This window comes from Neobacillus massiliamazoniensis, from assembly GCF_001048695.1.
In the GTDB taxonomy this organism is placed as follows: Bacteria; Bacillota; Bacilli; order Bacillales; family Cytobacillaceae; genus Neobacillus; species Neobacillus massiliamazoniensis.
In genome coordinates this window covers 485,492-501,205 of the sequence record NZ_CVRB01000001.1, presented here as the reverse complement: position 1 = coordinate 501,205, position 15,714 = coordinate 485,492, and the positions used below count along the sequence as shown (strand labels likewise).

Sequence of the window (15,714 nt, the reverse complement as noted above, 5' to 3'; positions counted from 1 at the left end):
AGGGAGGTAAAATTGTGAGTACCTATACTCAAAAAAAGGGTTTTGGCGGGACGTTATGGGACTATTTAACAACTGTTGACCATAAAAAAATTGCCATTCTCTATCTGGTTGCAGGTGGATTATTCTTCCTAATAGGTGGACTAGAGGCGGTTTTTATTCGCATCCAGCTTGCAGTACCAAACAATGATTTTGTAAGTGCTGGAGCTTATAATGAAATTTTAACGATGCACGGAACGACGATGATATTCTTGGCAGCCATGCCGCTACTTTTTGCATTTATGAATGCGGTCATGCCTTTGCAAATAGGTGCCCGTGACGTAGCGTTTCCATTTGTCAACGCTTTAGGGTTCTGGCTATTCTTTTTTGGCGGAATATTCTTAAATCTTTCGTGGCTTTTAGGAGGGGCACCTGATTCAGGTTGGACCAATTACGCATCCCTTGCCCTTCATTCTAAAGGACACGGGGTTGACTTCTATCTCTTAGGGCTTCAAATTTCTGGTTTAGGAACGTTAATTGGTGGTATTAATTTTTTAGTTACTATTATTAATATGCGTGCACCTGGTATGACTTATATGAGGATGCCATTGTTTACATGGACAACATTTGTAACCTCAGCTCTTATATTATTTGCGTTTCCTCCATTAACTGTCGGTCTAGTCTTGATGATGTTTGATCGTTTGTTTGGAGCAAAATTCTTTGAAGTAGCAATGGGCGGAAATACGATTATTTGGGAACATCTCTTCTGGATCTTTGGTCACCCAGAAGTATACATCTTAATACTCCCAGCATTCGGTATTTTTTCAGAAATCTTTTCGATTTTTTCAAGAAAACGTCTTTTTGGTTACTCATCGATGGTTTTCGCGACCGTGTTAATTGGTTTCTTAGGATTCATGGTTTGGGCGCACCACATGTTCACTGATGGATTAGGTCCAGTGGCCAATGCAATTTTTGCTGTTGCTACAATGGCGATTGGTGTTCCAACTGGTATAAAAATCTTTAACTGGCTGTTTACGATGTGGGGTGGTAGTGTTAAATTTACAACACCGATGCATTGGGCATTTGCTTTTATTCCTTCGTTCGTTGCTGGAGGGGTAACAGGAATTATGCTTGCAACCGCTGCTGCAGACTATCAATATCATGATACTTATTTCGTTGTGGCCCACTTCCACTATGTAATCGTAGGTGGTGTAGTGTTTGCTATTTTTGCTGGAACTCATCTTTATTGGCCAAAAATGTTTGGAACTATGTTAAATGAAACCTTAGGAAAAATCACTTTCTGGTTTTTCTTCATTGGTTTCCACATGACATTCTTCATCCAGCACTTCTTAGGGTTATGGGGAATGCCACGTCGTGTATTTACATTTTTACCAGGCCAGGGCTTTGAAACCGCCAATATGGTAAGCTCGATTGGTGCTGCGTTTATGTCAGTTGGTGTCATTGTTCTATTAATCAACATTATTATGACATCAGTGAAAAATGTTAAGGTCGGTAATGATCCTTGGGGAGACGGAAGAACTCTTGAGTGGTCCATTTCTTCACCACCTCCATTTTACAACTTTAAGCAGCTTCCGCTTGTTCGCGGTTTAGATGCTTATTGGTTAGAAAAAATGGCAGGTAAGAAAGGGATGACACCAGCAGAGCCGCTTGGTGATATTCATATGCCAAACTCATCAATCCTGCCGTTTACCATATCATTAGGATTATTCATTGCAGCATTTGGAGCTATGTATCATGTAAATGGTAAGCCTTGGGCACTGCCTGTATTGATTATTGGTCTTCTGGTTACATTAGGTTCGATGTTCACTCGTTCAGTAAAAGATGATCATGGTTTCCACATCCATAAGGAAGAATTATTGGAAGATGATAAGGGGGTTAAGGCATAATGCACGCTGAAGAAAAATTTACCTATGAAACATGGCCTGCAGAGCCTGAAAAATCCACCCTTGAGGCAAAAAATAAATTTTTAGGATTTTGGTTTTTCTTAGGGGGAGAGACAGTTCTGTTTGCTTCTCTCTTCGCCACCTACATTGCATTGAAAGATAAGGTTCCAAATCCAAGTCAGCATTTGGCAAAGGATTTGTTCGAACTACCACTTACATTTGTTGCAACGATGCTGCTATTAACAAGTTCGTTAACAAGTGTATACGCTATGTATCATATGAAAAATTATGCTTTCAAAAAAATGATGCTATGGCTGGGAATAACTGCATTATTAGGTGCAGGATTTTTAGGGCTTGAGGTTTATGAGTTTAACCATTATGTTCATTTAGGCCATACTTTTACAAGCAGTGCCTTTGGTTCTGCATTCTATACACTCGTTGGTTTCCACGGAGGCCACGTTGCGTTTGGGTTATTATGGTGTTTAACCTTAATGATCCGCAATTCAAAACGGGGTTTAAACCTTTACAACGCTCCAAAGTTCTATTTATTTAGTTTATATTGGCACTTTATTGATGTTGTTTGGGTGTTCATCTTTACTGTAGTCTATTTAATGGGAATGGTGGGATAAACTGATGGCAAATTCACATGTGAATTCAGGCGACCCAAAAGTTGACATTGAATATCGTCGGAAAAAGAGTGCAGAGGAAATGAGATATCAAATTGTTTCCTTTACCTTGATGATTTTCTTAACATTTATTGCTTTTGCGGCAGTAGCCATGAAAGGATTTACTGTATGGTTTACTGTACCATTTATTATCCTTTTAGCTGTTGTCCAAGTAATTTTTCAGCTTTACTATTTCATGCATATGAGTCATAAAGGTCATGAAGCCCCAGCATTGTTTTTATATTCAGGATTATTCGTTGGATTAGTTACCATTTTGGCTTTTTCTACCATTATCTGGTGGTAAATAGTAACTGGTTCAGTTGAATCCAGTAAAAAAAGAAAATCGGCCGTAAGCCGATTTTCCTTTTTTAAGGGTAAATTGAGAGTTATTTCATTATTTGGATTACGATTCCAACCTGGAGCATAATTATATTAGCAAAAAATAATGAGGTGATTTCGGTGCTTTCGTTAGATATTTTTGGATTTGAAGCACTTTGGAGCCCGTACTTTCTACTTATTTTAATTGGACTAACAGCAGGTTATTTTGTCCTTACTACAAAATACAGAAGCTTGTTTCCTGATAGTGAACCATTAACAAAAAAACAAATTTTTTTATTTATTTTATCAATGGTGCTTATTTATATCATTAAAGGTTCACCAATTGATTTAATGGCACACCTAATGTTTTATGTTCATATGATTCAAATGGCTTCATTGGTATTAATAGTTCCGCCGATATTCATAGTCGCAGTCCCGACATGGGTTTGGCGAAAAATTTTCTATTTTGGATTTTTTACTAAACCACTTATCGCATTGATTCTTTTTAACGGTCTGTTTTCGTTATATCATGTTCCAATGATCTTTGACCATGTTATGCAAAATACTTGGCTCCATGCTGGTTTTTCGATTTTATTGTTCATTCTTGCCATCTTCATGTGGTGGCCGTTAGTCAATCTTCTGCCAGAACAGCAGACATTGAACGGACTAAAAAAAGTAGGGTATATCTTTGCGGATGGAATATTGTTAACCCCTGCGTGTGCTTTAATTATTTTTGCCAGTGATCCTATGTATGCCACTTATTCTGACCCAAATGCTTGGGGACAGGCCATGAGCTTGTGCGTAGGTTCTTCAACCTTCTCCAGCTTAAAATTAAGCGGCCCTGAACTGTTTAGTTCTATGTCATTGATTCATGATCAACAGCTTGGCGGGGTATTAATGAAGATAATCCAAGAATTAATTTATGGTATTATGCTAGGGAAAGTATTTTTTGAATGGTATCGTAAGGACCAGGCTGAGTCAGAACAAATGAACCAGCTTTTAAATTCATCCCCTGTTAAATAATCTCCCATTAAGGTGGGGGATTTTTTATGGAAAGCTTAAGTAATCCTTATTCATTGAAAAAATAGAGGTGTTACATTAAAATTAGTATAGAATAAATGAGAAGTGAGGACATATGAATGCATTCTTTACCTGTTTTACCAACAATCAGTACCTCTTTCATTGTTTTAAGCGCTATAACAGTTGCAATTGGCTGGTGGCAAATAAAACAAAGGAAAATTGAAGCACACAGGAAGACCATGTTTACTGCTGGTATTTTTGCTCTTACCTTTTTTATTATTTACGCAACGAGAACTGTTTTTATAGGAAATACATCGTTTGGCGGTCCAAATAATATTAAAATTTATTATACTATCTTTTTAGTTTTTCATATTACCCTAGCAACGGTGGGGGCGATTTTTGGCCTTGCTTCATTAAATTCTGGATATAGAAATAACCTCTCCCTTCATCGCAGACTTGGTCCTATTACAAGTTTCATATGGTTCTTTACAGCGATAACAGGTATAGTAGTATATTTGCTGCTCTATGTTATTTATCAGGGCGGAGAAACAACCTCAATGATTAAAGCCATTTTAGGTTTTTAAAATATAGGCAGTGATAAAGGTCATTGTTGATTTTTGAAACTATGTTGATTGGAGCGGAAGGCGCGAGATCCTCGAAAATGCTATCGCATTTCCTTCGTGCGATGTTGATTCAAGGATGCTAATTCAACGTACGGGGCAGGGGAGACCCCACAGGCACTTAAGCGCCGAGGAGGCTCCCCGGAACGCCCGCGGATGCTCGCTTCTTGAGCGCAAATCAACAGGCAAGTTTAACACAGCCAAAATAAAAAGGCGCAGATGTATAAAAATATATACATTTGCGCTTTTTAATTGTTTAGTAGAGATTATCCTTATTTTTTAGCAAATTTATTGATTTCCGCAGTAACCTCTTCAATAATTTTTTTACATTGATTAACAAGTGATGATGGAAAAACTTCGCCTTCACCATATTCTACACCATGTGGATAATAGTGTTTTCCTAATAGTGGCGTCATTAATTGAATGATTGCATTAAAGGTATCGACATCTCCTTCTACCGCATACCCTTGGACACGAAGATAGAATGTTCCTTCTTTCATTTCAAACTTGCGATCGTATGTAACTCGTTCGTAGTCCCATTGACCTGCACGAATTAAACCATGATCTTCCATTACTTCATCTAACCGGTTTAAGTCTGCTTTAATTTTCTCCATTCCCATGTTCTCAAATTTCAAATTGGATCCCTCCTGAAAACATTGCCAATACCTACATTATTTGGCTTTAGTGTAAGATTAATTCAATTTAATAATAGTTGAAATTGTCGCAACTTGCAATGAATACATTCAACTTAGACTAGAAACGAAATTCTGATATTTTGTTCAAATATGGTGTATAAATATCCTGCTATTTAGGGATTATAAATGTTGATGGTGTTTTAATTAATTCATGAGTAAGGTGGTAATAGTATGGAAAGAATTCGTGACATTATGACAGATGAAGTAGAGTGCTGTACGTTACTAGACAATGTGTATGAAGTAGCTGCCAAAATGAAGGAATTAAATGTAGGTGCAATTCCGATTGTTGATCAAAAGAAACTAGTAGGTATGATCACGGATCGTGATATCGTTATTAGAGGTATTGCTGAAAGACACCCACCATCTTCAAAAGTAGAAGATATTATGAGCAACAATCTGATCACCATTTCTCCTGACGCATCTAGCGGAGAGGCAGTAAAGCTTATGGCAGAACATCAAATTCGGCGTTTACCTGTTGTTGAAGGAGATGAGTTAATAGGAATTGTTTCACTAGGCGATTTTGCAATAAGGGAGTTAACAGACGACCAAGCAAAACAAGCTCTAACGGAAATTTCCGAATCTAATTATAATGGAGTACAACATTAGACCTCGCCCACCGGCGAGTTTTCTTTTTGAATAAGATAATATTTCATTGGACTTCGAGAATTGTCCAGCTCCATAAGAGTAAGCTTTGGAAGCGATACCTCGCACGCCGAAAAACGTGAGCTTTTCGGCGGAGCGCCTAGGGGCTCGGGGTCATAAGCCAATCCGTCCTGAAGGTTAAAAAATATCCTTCACGCCGGATCGTCTTATTCCTGTCTCCCCTGAACAAGGCGCTTCCACTTTTATTATTTCTCGGATTGTTATTGCATTACTTAAAAAGCTATAGATGATATAATTATACTAATGAAACAAATACAGAAATAAAAGTTATAGAGAGGGTGAATGCCTCTGAGAACATTATTTAGAGTCCTTATTCTTTCTGCGGTTCTCCTTATTATAGGTTTTTATTCTAATATAGATGGAAAAGATGATAATAAAGTTTTAATAAAAGAAAATCATAGTTCAGAAATGAAACAAAGCATACCAAAATTACCACAAAAAAGTGATGGTAAACCATCCACTGAAAAACCAAAAGAAGGATTGGCATTGTTCATTGGACAAGATGTATCTTATTTAGAAAAACAACTAGGACAACCACAGCGAATTGACGAATCTTTGTATGATTATCAATGGTATATTTATAACGAAGACTATTCCCACTATTTCCAGGTTGGAGTTGAGAATAATCGTGTTGTGACGGTCTATGCAATGGGAGATAATTTAGATATTGCTCCTTTCGAAATAGGACAACCGGTTGAGGAAATATTTAATACTCAATATATTGACACGAATTTCAATATTGAGCTAAATGGAAACTCCTATCGATTTGAATTAAGTGACACCGATTTAAATCTTCGTCCAATTGTTCAATTGGGTGATGTTTATGCACAGCTTTATATCGATAAATTTACTGGAAATCTTTCAAGTGTCCGTTTCCTTGATGGGGAAACACTCGTTAAAGAAAAACCTTATGAGCTTGTATATAGTGGTCAATTACTTGAGCCGGCTATTCCAAGTGAAGATAAGTGGAGAATGATAGAGAGCGGTACAGAACAGGAAATTTTTGATTTAACCAATGTATTACGAACTAGAAACAATTTACCGCCGTTACTCTGGGATGATACAACAGCCAAGGTTGCATATGAACACAGTAAAGATATGGCTGAAAATAATGAGATTGCCCATACATCAAAGAAATATGGTAGCCTGGCAGATCGATTAAAGGCTGCAAAGGTGTCTTACCAGACTGCAGGTGAGAATATCGCCGCTAATTATACCGATGGCCCAGCTGTGGTTGAAGGTTGGTTAAATAGTAAAGCACATAGAGACGCCATTTTAAATAAAAACTTTACCCATCTTGGAGTGGGGGTATATCAGAAATATTATACGCAAAATTTTATCCAAAAATTTGAACCATAATGGAAAAAGAGACATATTTGTCTCTTTTTTCATATTCATGGAGTCTTAATACCGCTGACCATCATGTTCCTATGCCTCATTTATTTTTCTATCGATAATGAAAAAAGTACCTGTTGCATAAGCAATTTTTCTTCCGTCACTCCGATAAACTTCTCCAGATATGACCATCGTTTTGCTTCCCTGATGAATAATTTCAGCTTTACAACGAAGATTTTCTCCAATACCCGGGGCTATATAATGAATATTTAGCTGATTTGTCACGGCGCCATAGCCTTCTGGAAGAAGATAATTTGCCAGTGTACCCATTGCTGTATCCAATAGTGTTGCCGTAATTCCACCATGAACAATTTCTAAAGAATTATTGAGAACTGGATTTATCGGAATGGTGATTTCACAGGAATTTTTATCAAATTTCCTTTCCATATGAAGCAATCCATCAATAAAATAACCGTTGTTCCCTAAGAGTTTATTTTGCATTCCTTCTAAAACGAAGGAAAGAGCAAGTAAATCTGATTCTGAACTATGGTTAATACAAGTATTTAATAAATGAACTAACTTGTCTTTCATCATGCGTCCCTCCTTCATCGTATTCAACTATTTGTCATCATATCTCTACATAAAACATTTTAATTTTTGTAAAGGCTTTTCACAAATCAAAATTTAAAACATATTGTGATATTGGAGAGTAATCTGGGTAGAGGTGAGTAAAATGGCGCCAAAAAAATTGCATCCTTCCGTGATCAAGTTTAAAGAATTTGTTAAAAGCAATCCGAAGCTTATACAAGAGGTGCGCAAGGGAAATGCTACCTGGCAGGAGTTATACGAAGATTGGTATTTACTTGGAGAAGATGATAAGCGCTGGGAGACATTGGGTTCAGATAAAACAGGATCAGAAACTGAAAATAGCACCGAAACAAAAGGTGATTGGAAGTCCAATCTTGTAGGTATGGTAAAGAATATGGATGCAAATCAAATGCAACAGCACATTAATAACTTAAGTCAAGCGATTGGAGCAATTCAAGGGGTTTTATCACAATTTCAAGGGGGCAATCCAGGGTCCAATCCTGCAAAACCTCCTGAAGGCCCAGTACATCCTTTTTCATTTCGTAAAGATTAATCAAGGAGCTTATGCATATGCGGAAAGAGGTTCTTGAATATTTAGAACGCCAAAGGGATTTAAAACAATTTGTCCGTGAACAGCCAAAATGGTATCGCAAGCTTTCTAGAAATCCTTATGATCTAGAATCACTCGAAATTGAGTCGCTAAATTATTATAAAAGGACAATACCTCATCAAATTGAAAAGTTTTCTAATGGTGTGCAAATGGCTCAGATGATGTTTCATATGTTTCAGACCATGAAAAATCAAAGTTAGCAAAGGACCACAATTAAAAATGTGGCCCTTTTATTTTGTTAGGTTTTAAGACTAAAAAAAGAGAGGAGGCGAACAATAGAAAAAAGGAGTGAATCGTTTTGAAATCATTTTTTTTATTAAAAGTCATACTTCTCGGATCATTTATAGGATACCAAAAGGATTTGTCGAAGCTTGAAACAAAACCCAATATCATTTTGATTGAACAACCAATTACTGAATCGGCAGTTGCAATACCGAATAATAATATAGCTTCGCAAGAAATACCTTCTCTTTTTGTCCATCATCAAACGAGGGGGAATGATGTATTTGTTGAATGCATTTTAACAGGAATTAGTTTTCGCCAATATGACCATTCCAAAGAAAAAGTTGGAAAGGTGTTGGTTTCTATTGATGGCAAAAAGAAGCAAGAAGTGACTACTGCAGCGTTTATCATTAAAGGAATATCACCAGGAAATCATAAACTAAAGCTAGAAGTAGTGAACTTAAAGAATGAACCATATGGGTTAGAAAAGGAATTTTTAGTAGATATACCTAAATAAGACCTTCGCTTTCTCCATTCAAGCATGTTAAAATGGTGATTGGAGGTGAGCGAATTTGCTTGCTACATCAGAAAGAGTTGAATTATTGGAAAAAGCAGATGTCTTAGCCAAAATGATAATGGATTCGGAAATAGCTGAACAATATCAGATGTGCTTATATAAATTACAACACAATAAGGAATCACAGCGAAAAATAAATCGTTTTGTCAGTCTAAAAGAACAGTATGAAGAGGTTCAACGATTTGGAAGATACCATCCTGATTATAAGAGAGTCATGGGCCAAATACGTGAAGTCAAAAGAGAAATGGATTTAGACTCACATGTGGCTGACTTCAAATTAGCTGAAAATGACTTACAAACCTTGTTAGATGAAATCAGCTTATTAGTGGCAGGTGCAGTTTCCGAGCAAATTAAGGTTCCTACCGGTAACCCGTTTTTTGACAACCATAAAAATCATTCTGGTGGTTGTGGAAGCGGTGGCAGCTGTGGATGTAGCTAAAGAGGACTTTCCAAACAAAGTCTCAGGCCCTTTAGGAACATCCTCTTTCTTTTTTATCACCAAATAGATGGAATGACTGTAAATTTTAAATTGAAAAAGAATGTTTTTTTATGCTAGACTTAAAAAAATGATGGTTTGTTGAAGGGGAAAAAAGTATGTTTGTTCAGAGGCAAGGTTTGGTTGTTTGGCTTTACTCGTTAAAACAAGCCAAAATGTTAAGGCGATTTGGTAATGTACATTATGTCTCTAAAAAGTTAAAATATGTAGTCTTGTACTGTAATCAAGAGGAGTTAGACGGAATTATAGAGAAGTTAACATCTTTTTCATTTGTAAAGAAGGTTGAACCTTCCTATAAGCCTTTCTTAAAGATTGAATATGAGAACTCCGTACCAGATAAAGCAAAGGAATATGATTACAAAATGGGTATTTAAAAGGTAAGGGACAGAACTGTTCCTTACTTTTTCTATTTGTTATATGAAAGATTTTGTTTAAAGAGCATTGTTGATTTTGAACCTATGTTGATTTGAGCGGAAGGCGCGAGATCCTCGAAAATGCTATCGCATTTCCTTCGTGCGGTGTAGATTCAAAGATGCTGATTCAACGTCCTGCGGGAGTACGGGGCAGGAGAGACCCCACAGTCGCTAAGCGCCGAGGAGGCTCACCGGAACGCCCGCGGATGCTCGCTTCTTGAGCGCAAATCAACTGCCAAGTTTAACACAGCTATATGAAAAGAAAAAACCCTGCAGATTAAATCTGCAGGGTCCTTCTACATCCTAATTTAGGATAGAAGGCAAAGGGAGAGGAGAAACCGGAGGAAGAACTTATGGGGAAACGTAAGTCTTCTCCGCGGTTGGCAACAACATCCTCGAATTGATGTTGTTACTAACATTATCTCCATTAAAAAATGGCTTATACGTCAAATATATAAATTTTCAAATGGAATTAGCACCAATAAATTGGGAGTTCTTTTTTCCTCTATTATCGGAATTAATATCATTGAACTTCGAGAATTGCCCAGATCAAGGCGCCTTCCGCTTTTCTTATTGTCCAACTCCAACGCCTAGGGGATCGGGGTCATAAGCCAATCCGTCATGAAGGTTAAAAACCAACCTTCAAGCCGGCTCGTCTTATGCCTGTCGCCCCTGATCAAGGCGCTTCCGCTTTTCTTATTGTCCAGCTCCAGCGCCTAGCCCCTCGAGGTCATAAGCCACTTCCAAAAAGAAGGCAAAAAACGCCTTCCTTTTGGAACCGTCTTATGCTTGTCGGGGCTGATCAAGGCGCTTCCGCTTTTCTATTTGGCTAGTTTTTTGAATTATGATAGGATAATGAAAGAAAAAACTTATTTTTTGAAAATATGATTGTGGTGATGTAATTGAGAGTAGTTTCAGGCATATGTAAAGGAAGGCCCCTTAAAGCAGTTCCCGGAAGTACAACCAGACCTACGACAGATAAGGTGAAAGAAGCATTATTCAATATGATTGGACCTTACTTTAATGGGGGGATTGGGCTCGATCTTTTTGCCGGAAGCGGCGGTTTAGGGATAGAGGCGCTTAGCAGAGGCTTGGACAAAGCTATTTTTATTGATCGGGAGAAAGTAGCCATTCAGACAATCCATGATAATTTAAAGGCATGTAAATTTGAAGATAAGGCTGAGGTTTATCGTAATGATGCGGAGAGAGCTTTAAAAGCACTTATTAAGAGGGAAATATCTTTTGACTACATTTTTTTAGATCCACCGTACAAAAAACAGCAGCTAATTAGCTTAATGGAACAAATGGATGAACAGAAGCTTATAAAAAACGGTGGTGTAATTATCTGCGAACACAGTCATGATGTGGTTTTGCCTCAATCTGTGGGAAAATGTACTCAAATCAAACATGAAAAGTATGGGATCATCGCTATTACGATTTATTCAAAAAATAGTGATGAATAAGGAGGAATCTTTTTGGGGAGTATAGCCGTTTGTCCGGGAAGTTTTGATCCAATAACATATGGCCATTTAGATATCATAAAAAGAGGGGCCAAGGTTTTCGATATGGTCTATGTTGTGGTCTTAAACAATTCTGCAAAACACCCGCTTTTTACGGTTGAAGAGAGAATGGATCTTATCAAAGAAGTAATAAAGGATCTTCCAAACGTAAGAGTGGATCAATTTTCAGGGTTACTTGTTGATTATGCAAAATCTGTTAATGCGAATGCAATTATTCGTGGTTTAAGGGCTGTATCAGATTTTGAATATGAAATGCAAATTACTTCGATGAACAGGGTACTTAACGAGAATATTGAAACCTTTTTTATCATGACTAATAATCAGTATTCCTTTTTAAGCTCAAGTATTGTAAAGGAAGTTGCCAAATACAATGGGAAAATATCAGAGCTTGTCCCACCACTTGTAGAAAAGGAATTACATAAAAAATTTTATAGAGAATAAAAATTAAAAAAGAGGATGTCCCATCTTAACAGGTTCGGTTATGAAGTACAATATTCAAATTAGCGGATAAAAACACAGTAAAAATTACAAGCTAATTAACACAATAATCGGTATTAAAAATGCTCAGGGCATAAAATTTCTGAGCATTTTTCTATATCGCTTTTTAACTAAAGCTCGTCGTTAGTTATTTAATCATCTATTAATTTTCGAACGGTTTTCAGTAAAAAATGTAGTTGAAAAGGTAAAAAACTTCCCCTATTAAAAAAGGAAAAGATAATCATAATTATTTTTTTATATAATGAAGCATAGCAAGTTGACCTAATTTTTCTACTTTGGTTAGTGTGTATTTTAGAGTAATATCATCTCCGTTATAAAGGGAGATTCCTTTCCCTAAAATAATAGGTGCAATAGCTAGTTGGAATTCATCAATTAAATTTTCTTTAAAAAATTCACGAGCTAAGTTTCCTCCACCAATTAACCATATATCTTTACCAGGCTCTTGTTTTATATTTTTAATGAAAGTTTTGACATCTTCATCAATAAATGAAGCAAATTCATCTGTTCCACTAACAGATTTAGAAAATATATAATTTTTATAATCACTATAAGGATAATTCATATCAAATCCACGAATGACATCATAAGTTCCTTTTCCCATAACAACAGTATCAATTCTTTCTAGCAGTGAATTATAGCCAGAATCTCCTTCTACTTCTGTTGATTCTAGCCACTCTAATGTACCATCATCATTTGCAATATAGCCATCAATTGAAGTACCAATGTATAAAATAATGTTACGCTGTTTTTTCATATAAATCTCCATTCCTTTGTCGGATGATAAAATTAGTATAACTATTAATTACGACAAAACTTGTCATAATTTAAAAAGGACGATTACACGTCAAAAGTAAAAAGACTTTTAAGTATCAGAATACTTCGTTAGTTGCTAAAAAATTTACGCTACTCTTCAATACAATTAGCATCTATTTTAGCACGATTTTGGGAGTTAATCTGTTGGATAACAGACAGTTGCTAATTAAGTTACTAATTTGAGTGCTAATCCACTTGTTAAAATGGAATAAATCCTTATATATCAACAAATAAAAGAAGTCCAATTCATATGCGAATTGGACTTCTAATCGTATTGTGTTTTTTAATTTTGTACTTCAAATCCGAACCCGTTAGTCCCATATCCTCTTTTTTAATTTTTTCGGATTTTATACAATAAGATCAGCGCATTACCGGCGAGAGCAAAAATGGTGATCAATGGTCCTATTTCAATCATTTTATGATAAAACGAATCCAGCCAAGCTCCATTTCCGAAGAATCCGACGGGCAGAGCATTCGATGTATGTTCTGTACTAAAAAAACGGATATAAACAGGTTTCCAAAGTAAAAAGACGAGCAGACTTGCAACAATTCCATGGATTATTCTTGCTAAAAAAAATGGCTTAAAGCGGATATCAGTTTGCGCGAGGATACTAGCGACCTGTGCTTGGACACTAAAACCACTAAAGGCAAGGATAAAGCTTGTAATCACTGTTTTTTGCAATAATGTTGCTACTTGGACATCACTAGTAAGCTGACTTCCAAGGGTAATTTCAAATAATCCTGAAATAAAAGGAATACTTAACATGACTGGGAACGATAAGAATGATAACGATACTTCAACTGCTTTAGCGAGTATTGCAGTTATATGTAAATGATAAAGGATTTTGTTGACAACAGAAAAAAGAATAATGAAGCCACCAACCATTAATAATGTTTGAATTGATGAATTAACCGCATCACCAAGTAGTTTACCTATTGGACGATTGTCCTTTATTCGGGTTTGATGCAATGACGACATGGCTGCACGAATTTTGAACTTTTTTTCATTGGAAATATTTCTATTTGGTTTTTCATTACCATAAAATCGCATGATGATTCCAACGCAAATATTCCCTAGATAGTGGGCTAATGCAAGGATGACTCCTAATTTTGGGTTTTGGAAAAACCCAACAGATACAGCACTAAAGATAAATAAAGGATTTGAGGAATTCGTGAAAGAAACGAGTCGTTCTGCTTCAATTTGAGATAATTGACCTTCCTGACGTAATCGGGCAGTAAATTTAGCGCCTGCCGGGAAACCGGACGCCATTCCCATCGCCCATACAAATCCTCCGACACCGGGTACCCTAAATAAAGGTCTCATAATCGGTTCTAAGAGCGCACCAATAAATTTGACCACACCAAAGCCAATTAACATTTCTGAAACAATATAAAAAGGTAACAGGGATGGGAACACGATTGTCCACCACATATTTAGTCCGCGGGTTGATGCTTCAAACGACTCTCGCGGGAAGAATATTAGGGAAGCTGCTAAACCTGTAACCGCTATGGATAAAAAAATGGTTTTTAGTTTGGACCGAAACAACCATGCGTACCTCCTTCCGAGAGGATTACTTATTGTGTAATAAATATCCGAAATGTTAGAATAGGAATTATTCTTTGACCTAATATCTTATTTCCAGCCTTAGCACCGCTGGTCAAGGCGCTTCGGCATTTCTGGTTTGTCCAGCCTCATATAACTCAAATATACTCATAGAACGTTAATTTAGACCATAAGATTGAACAGATTCATATTAAGGGTAGGCTTTGTTAAAGCTCATTGATGATTCTTCCACTATATTGATTGGAGCGGAAGGCACGAGACTCCTGCGGGAGTACGGGGCAGGGGAGACCCCGCAGGCGCTAAAGCGCCGAGGAGACTCCCCGAACCGCCCGCGGAAAGCGAAGTGCCTGGAGCGGAAATCAACAGGCAAGATTAATATAGTCTAAGGGTAAATATTCTATTTGGTTTTGATCAGGAGGTTAGAGTTCATGGAGCAGCCTAAAATAGGGTTGGCACTAGGTTCAGGCGGTGCAAGGGGGTTTGCTCATTTAGGAGTAATTAAAGTGTTAAAGGACGAGGGGATACCCATTCATTTGATTGCAGGAAGCAGCATGGGTGCTCTAGTTGGTAGCTTTTATGCGACAGGGATTGAAATAAATCGTTTATATAAACTGTCTACTGCATTTAAAAGAAAATACTTTTTAGATTTTACAGTTCCTAAGATGGGGTTAATTACTGGAAAAAGGGTAAAAGAATTCATTAAGATATTCACCCATGGGAAAAATATCGAGGAGTTATCCATTCCGCTTGGTGTTGTGGCAACTGATCTGCTCACAGGAGAAAGAGTTGTTTTTAAATCCGGACCTATTTCAGATGCTGTAAGGGCAAGTATATCTATTCCTGGAATTTTTGTACCTGTAAAATATCGAGGAAGACTGTTAGTAGATGGGGGCGTTTCCGATCGTGTACCTGTCTCAGTTGCGAAGGAAATGGGGGCTGATATCATCATTGCAGTTGATGTTTCTATGGTAAAGAAAAATGCTGATATCAGCTCTATTTACGATGTTATTATGCAGAGCATAGACATTATGCAAACAGAAATTATTAATATCCGCGATGTTACTGCAGCTGATATCATGTTGCGCCCGTCAGTTGAGCAATATAGCTCTCGAGCCTTTACGAATATTGCAGAAATCATTTCTCTGGGAGAAGAAGAAACCAAAAAACATGTAATGCAAATAAAAAAAGTCATTGAGAATTGGAAGGGCTGAACGTTT

The 15,714-nt window shown here is 36.9% G+C and carries 19 protein-coding genes; 15 read left to right on the top strand and 4 right to left on the bottom strand.

Going from position 1 to position 15,714, the window contains the following annotated elements:
• The first annotated feature begins 14 nt into the window (after positions 1–14).
• From ctaD to BN1082_RS02475, 5 genes are all read left to right on the top strand, one after another.
• Complete coding sequence (gene ctaD, locus BN1082_RS02495; protein WP_090630370.1) at positions 15–1,883, top strand: cytochrome c oxidase subunit I; 1,869 nt, start codon at positions 15–17, stop codon at positions 1,881–1,883.
• Positions 1,883–2,509 (top strand): cytochrome (ubi)quinol oxidase subunit III, encoded by a 627-nt coding sequence (locus tag BN1082_RS02490; protein ID WP_090630368.1) that lies wholly within the window; start codon positions 1,883–1,885, stop codon positions 2,507–2,509. Before ctaD ends, BN1082_RS02490 begins: the two co-directional genes overlap by 1 nt.
• A gap of 4 nt (positions 2,510–2,513) precedes the next feature.
• Positions 2,514–2,849, top strand: coding sequence for a cytochrome c oxidase subunit IVB (gene ctaF, locus BN1082_RS02485; RefSeq protein WP_090630365.1), 336 nt, complete (start codon positions 2,514–2,516; stop codon positions 2,847–2,849).
• Between the two features lie 155 nt (positions 2,850–3,004).
• Positions 3,005–3,886 (top strand): cytochrome c oxidase assembly factor CtaG, encoded by an 882-nt coding sequence (gene ctaG / locus BN1082_RS02480; RefSeq protein ID WP_090630362.1) that lies wholly within the window; start codon positions 3,005–3,007, stop codon positions 3,884–3,886.
• 116 nt (positions 3,887–4,002) lie between these two features.
• On the top strand, positions 4,003–4,467 hold the full coding sequence (locus BN1082_RS02475; protein WP_090630360.1) for a DUF420 domain-containing protein: 465 nt from the start codon (positions 4,003–4,005) through the stop codon (positions 4,465–4,467).
• A 308-nt stretch (positions 4,468–4,775) separates the two neighbouring features.
• Here BN1082_RS02475 and BN1082_RS02470 read toward each other — a convergent pair whose 3' ends face one another.
• On the bottom strand, positions 4,776–5,138 hold the full coding sequence (locus tag BN1082_RS02470; protein WP_090630358.1) for a YugN family protein: 363 nt from the start codon (positions 5,136–5,138) through the stop codon (positions 4,776–4,778).
• 231 nt (positions 5,139–5,369) lie between these two features.
• Here BN1082_RS02470 and BN1082_RS02465 point away from each other — a divergent pair, with 231 nt between their 5' ends.
• Together BN1082_RS02465 and BN1082_RS02460 are read left to right on the top strand one after the other, a co-directional pair.
• Positions 5,370–5,804, top strand: coding sequence for a CBS domain-containing protein (locus BN1082_RS02465; RefSeq protein ID WP_090630355.1), 435 nt, complete (start codon positions 5,370–5,372; stop codon positions 5,802–5,804).
• Between the two features lie 339 nt (positions 5,805–6,143).
• Positions 6,144–7,220: a CAP domain-containing protein gene (locus BN1082_RS02460; protein WP_176699619.1), complete on the top strand. Its 1,077-nt coding sequence runs from the start codon at positions 6,144–6,146 to the stop codon at positions 7,218–7,220.
• Between the two features lie 69 nt (positions 7,221–7,289).
• Here the strand turns inward: BN1082_RS02460 and BN1082_RS02455 are convergent, their stop codons facing one another.
• Entirely contained in the window at positions 7,290–7,787 is a 498-nt protein-coding gene (locus BN1082_RS02455; protein ID WP_090630353.1) for a PaaI family thioesterase, read from the bottom strand.
• Between the two features lie 142 nt (positions 7,788–7,929).
• Between BN1082_RS02455 and BN1082_RS02450 the strand changes: the two genes are divergently transcribed.
• The 7 genes from BN1082_RS02450 (at position 7,930) to coaD (ending at position 12,063) form a co-directional block, all read left to right on the top strand.
• Positions 7,930–8,337 carry a YlbD family protein gene (locus BN1082_RS02450; RefSeq protein ID WP_090630351.1) on the top strand — a complete coding sequence of 136 codons (408 nt, stop codon included), beginning with the start codon at positions 7,930–7,932 and terminating at the stop codon, positions 8,335–8,337.
• A gap of 17 nt (positions 8,338–8,354) precedes the next feature.
• Positions 8,355–8,594 carry a YlbE-like family protein gene (locus BN1082_RS02445; protein ID WP_090630348.1) on the top strand — a complete coding sequence of 80 codons (240 nt, stop codon included), beginning with the start codon at positions 8,355–8,357 and terminating at the stop codon, positions 8,592–8,594.
• Between the two features lie 98 nt (positions 8,595–8,692).
• The gene (locus tag BN1082_RS02440; protein WP_090630346.1) at positions 8,693–9,133 is read left to right on the top strand and encodes a hypothetical protein; all 441 of its coding nucleotides are present in this window, start codon (positions 8,693–8,695) and stop codon (positions 9,131–9,133) included.
• Positions 9,134–9,188: 55 nt separating this feature from the next.
• Positions 9,189–9,632: a YlbF/YmcA family competence regulator gene (locus tag BN1082_RS02435; protein WP_090630343.1), complete on the top strand. Its 444-nt coding sequence runs from the start codon at positions 9,189–9,191 to the stop codon at positions 9,630–9,632.
• 155 nt (positions 9,633–9,787) lie between these two features.
• A complete protein-coding gene (locus BN1082_RS02430; protein WP_090630340.1) occupies positions 9,788–10,063 on the top strand; it encodes a YlbG family protein in 276 nt (91 codons plus the stop codon).
• A gap of 941 nt (positions 10,064–11,004) precedes the next feature.
• Entirely contained in the window at positions 11,005–11,565 is a 561-nt protein-coding gene (gene rsmD, locus BN1082_RS02425; protein ID WP_090630337.1) for a 16S rRNA (guanine(966)-N(2))-methyltransferase RsmD, read from the top strand.
• A gap of 12 nt (positions 11,566–11,577) precedes the next feature.
• On the top strand, positions 11,578–12,063 hold the full coding sequence (gene coaD, locus BN1082_RS02420) for a pantetheine-phosphate adenylyltransferase (RefSeq protein ID WP_090630334.1): 486 nt from the start codon (positions 11,578–11,580) through the stop codon (positions 12,061–12,063).
• A 283-nt stretch (positions 12,064–12,346) separates the two neighbouring features.
• On the opposite strand, the gene BN1082_RS02415 is transcribed toward coaD, so the two are convergent.
• Together BN1082_RS02415 and ylbJ are read right to left on the bottom strand one after the other, a co-directional pair.
• Positions 12,347–12,874: a dihydrofolate reductase family protein gene (locus BN1082_RS02415; RefSeq protein WP_090630332.1), complete on the bottom strand. Its 528-nt coding sequence runs from the start codon at positions 12,872–12,874 to the stop codon at positions 12,347–12,349.
• Between the two features lie 390 nt (positions 12,875–13,264).
• Positions 13,265–14,479, bottom strand: coding sequence for a sporulation integral membrane protein YlbJ (gene ylbJ / locus BN1082_RS02410; RefSeq protein ID WP_090630329.1), 1,215 nt, complete (start codon positions 14,477–14,479; stop codon positions 13,265–13,267).
• 446 nt (positions 14,480–14,925) lie between these two features.
• Here ylbJ and BN1082_RS02405 point away from each other — a divergent pair, with 446 nt between their 5' ends.
• A complete protein-coding gene (locus tag BN1082_RS02405) occupies positions 14,926–15,708 on the top strand; it encodes a patatin-like phospholipase family protein (RefSeq protein WP_090630326.1) in 783 nt (260 codons plus the stop codon).
• The last annotated feature ends 6 nt before the right edge of the window (positions 15,709–15,714 follow it).

Bases quoted from the DNA above. Each gene is read 5' to 3' on its own strand.
- BN1082_RS02455 (WP_090630353.1), bottom strand. From the start codon at position 7,787: ATGAAAGACAAGTTAGTTCATTTATTAAATACTTGTATTAACCATAGT.
- BN1082_RS02475 (WP_090630360.1), top strand. From the start codon at position 4,003: ATGCATTCTTTACCTGTTTTACCAACAATCAGTACCTCTTTCATTGTT.
- BN1082_RS02445 (WP_090630348.1), top strand. From the start codon at position 8,355: ATGCGGAAAGAGGTTCTTGAATATTTAGAACGCCAAAGGGATTTAAAA.
- BN1082_RS02490 (WP_090630368.1), top strand. From the start codon at position 1,883: ATGCACGCTGAAGAAAAATTTACCTATGAAACATGGCCTGCAGAGCCT.
- BN1082_RS02450 (WP_090630351.1), top strand. From the start codon at position 7,930: ATGGCGCCAAAAAAATTGCATCCTTCCGTGATCAAGTTTAAAGAATTT.
- BN1082_RS02430 (WP_090630340.1), top strand. From the start codon at position 9,788: ATGTTTGTTCAGAGGCAAGGTTTGGTTGTTTGGCTTTACTCGTTAAAA.
- BN1082_RS02460 (WP_176699619.1), top strand. From the start codon at position 6,144: ATGCCTCTGAGAACATTATTTAGAGTCCTTATTCTTTCTGCGGTTCTC.
- BN1082_RS02465 (WP_090630355.1), top strand. From the start codon at position 5,370: ATGGAAAGAATTCGTGACATTATGACAGATGAAGTAGAGTGCTGTACG.
- BN1082_RS02405 (WP_090630326.1), top strand. From the start codon at position 14,926: ATGGAGCAGCCTAAAATAGGGTTGGCACTAGGTTCAGGCGGTGCAAGG.
- BN1082_RS02415 (WP_090630332.1), bottom strand. From the start codon at position 12,874: ATGAAAAAACAGCGTAACATTATTTTATACATTGGTACTTCAATTGAT.
- ctaF (WP_090630365.1), top strand. From the start codon at position 2,514: ATGGCAAATTCACATGTGAATTCAGGCGACCCAAAAGTTGACATTGAA.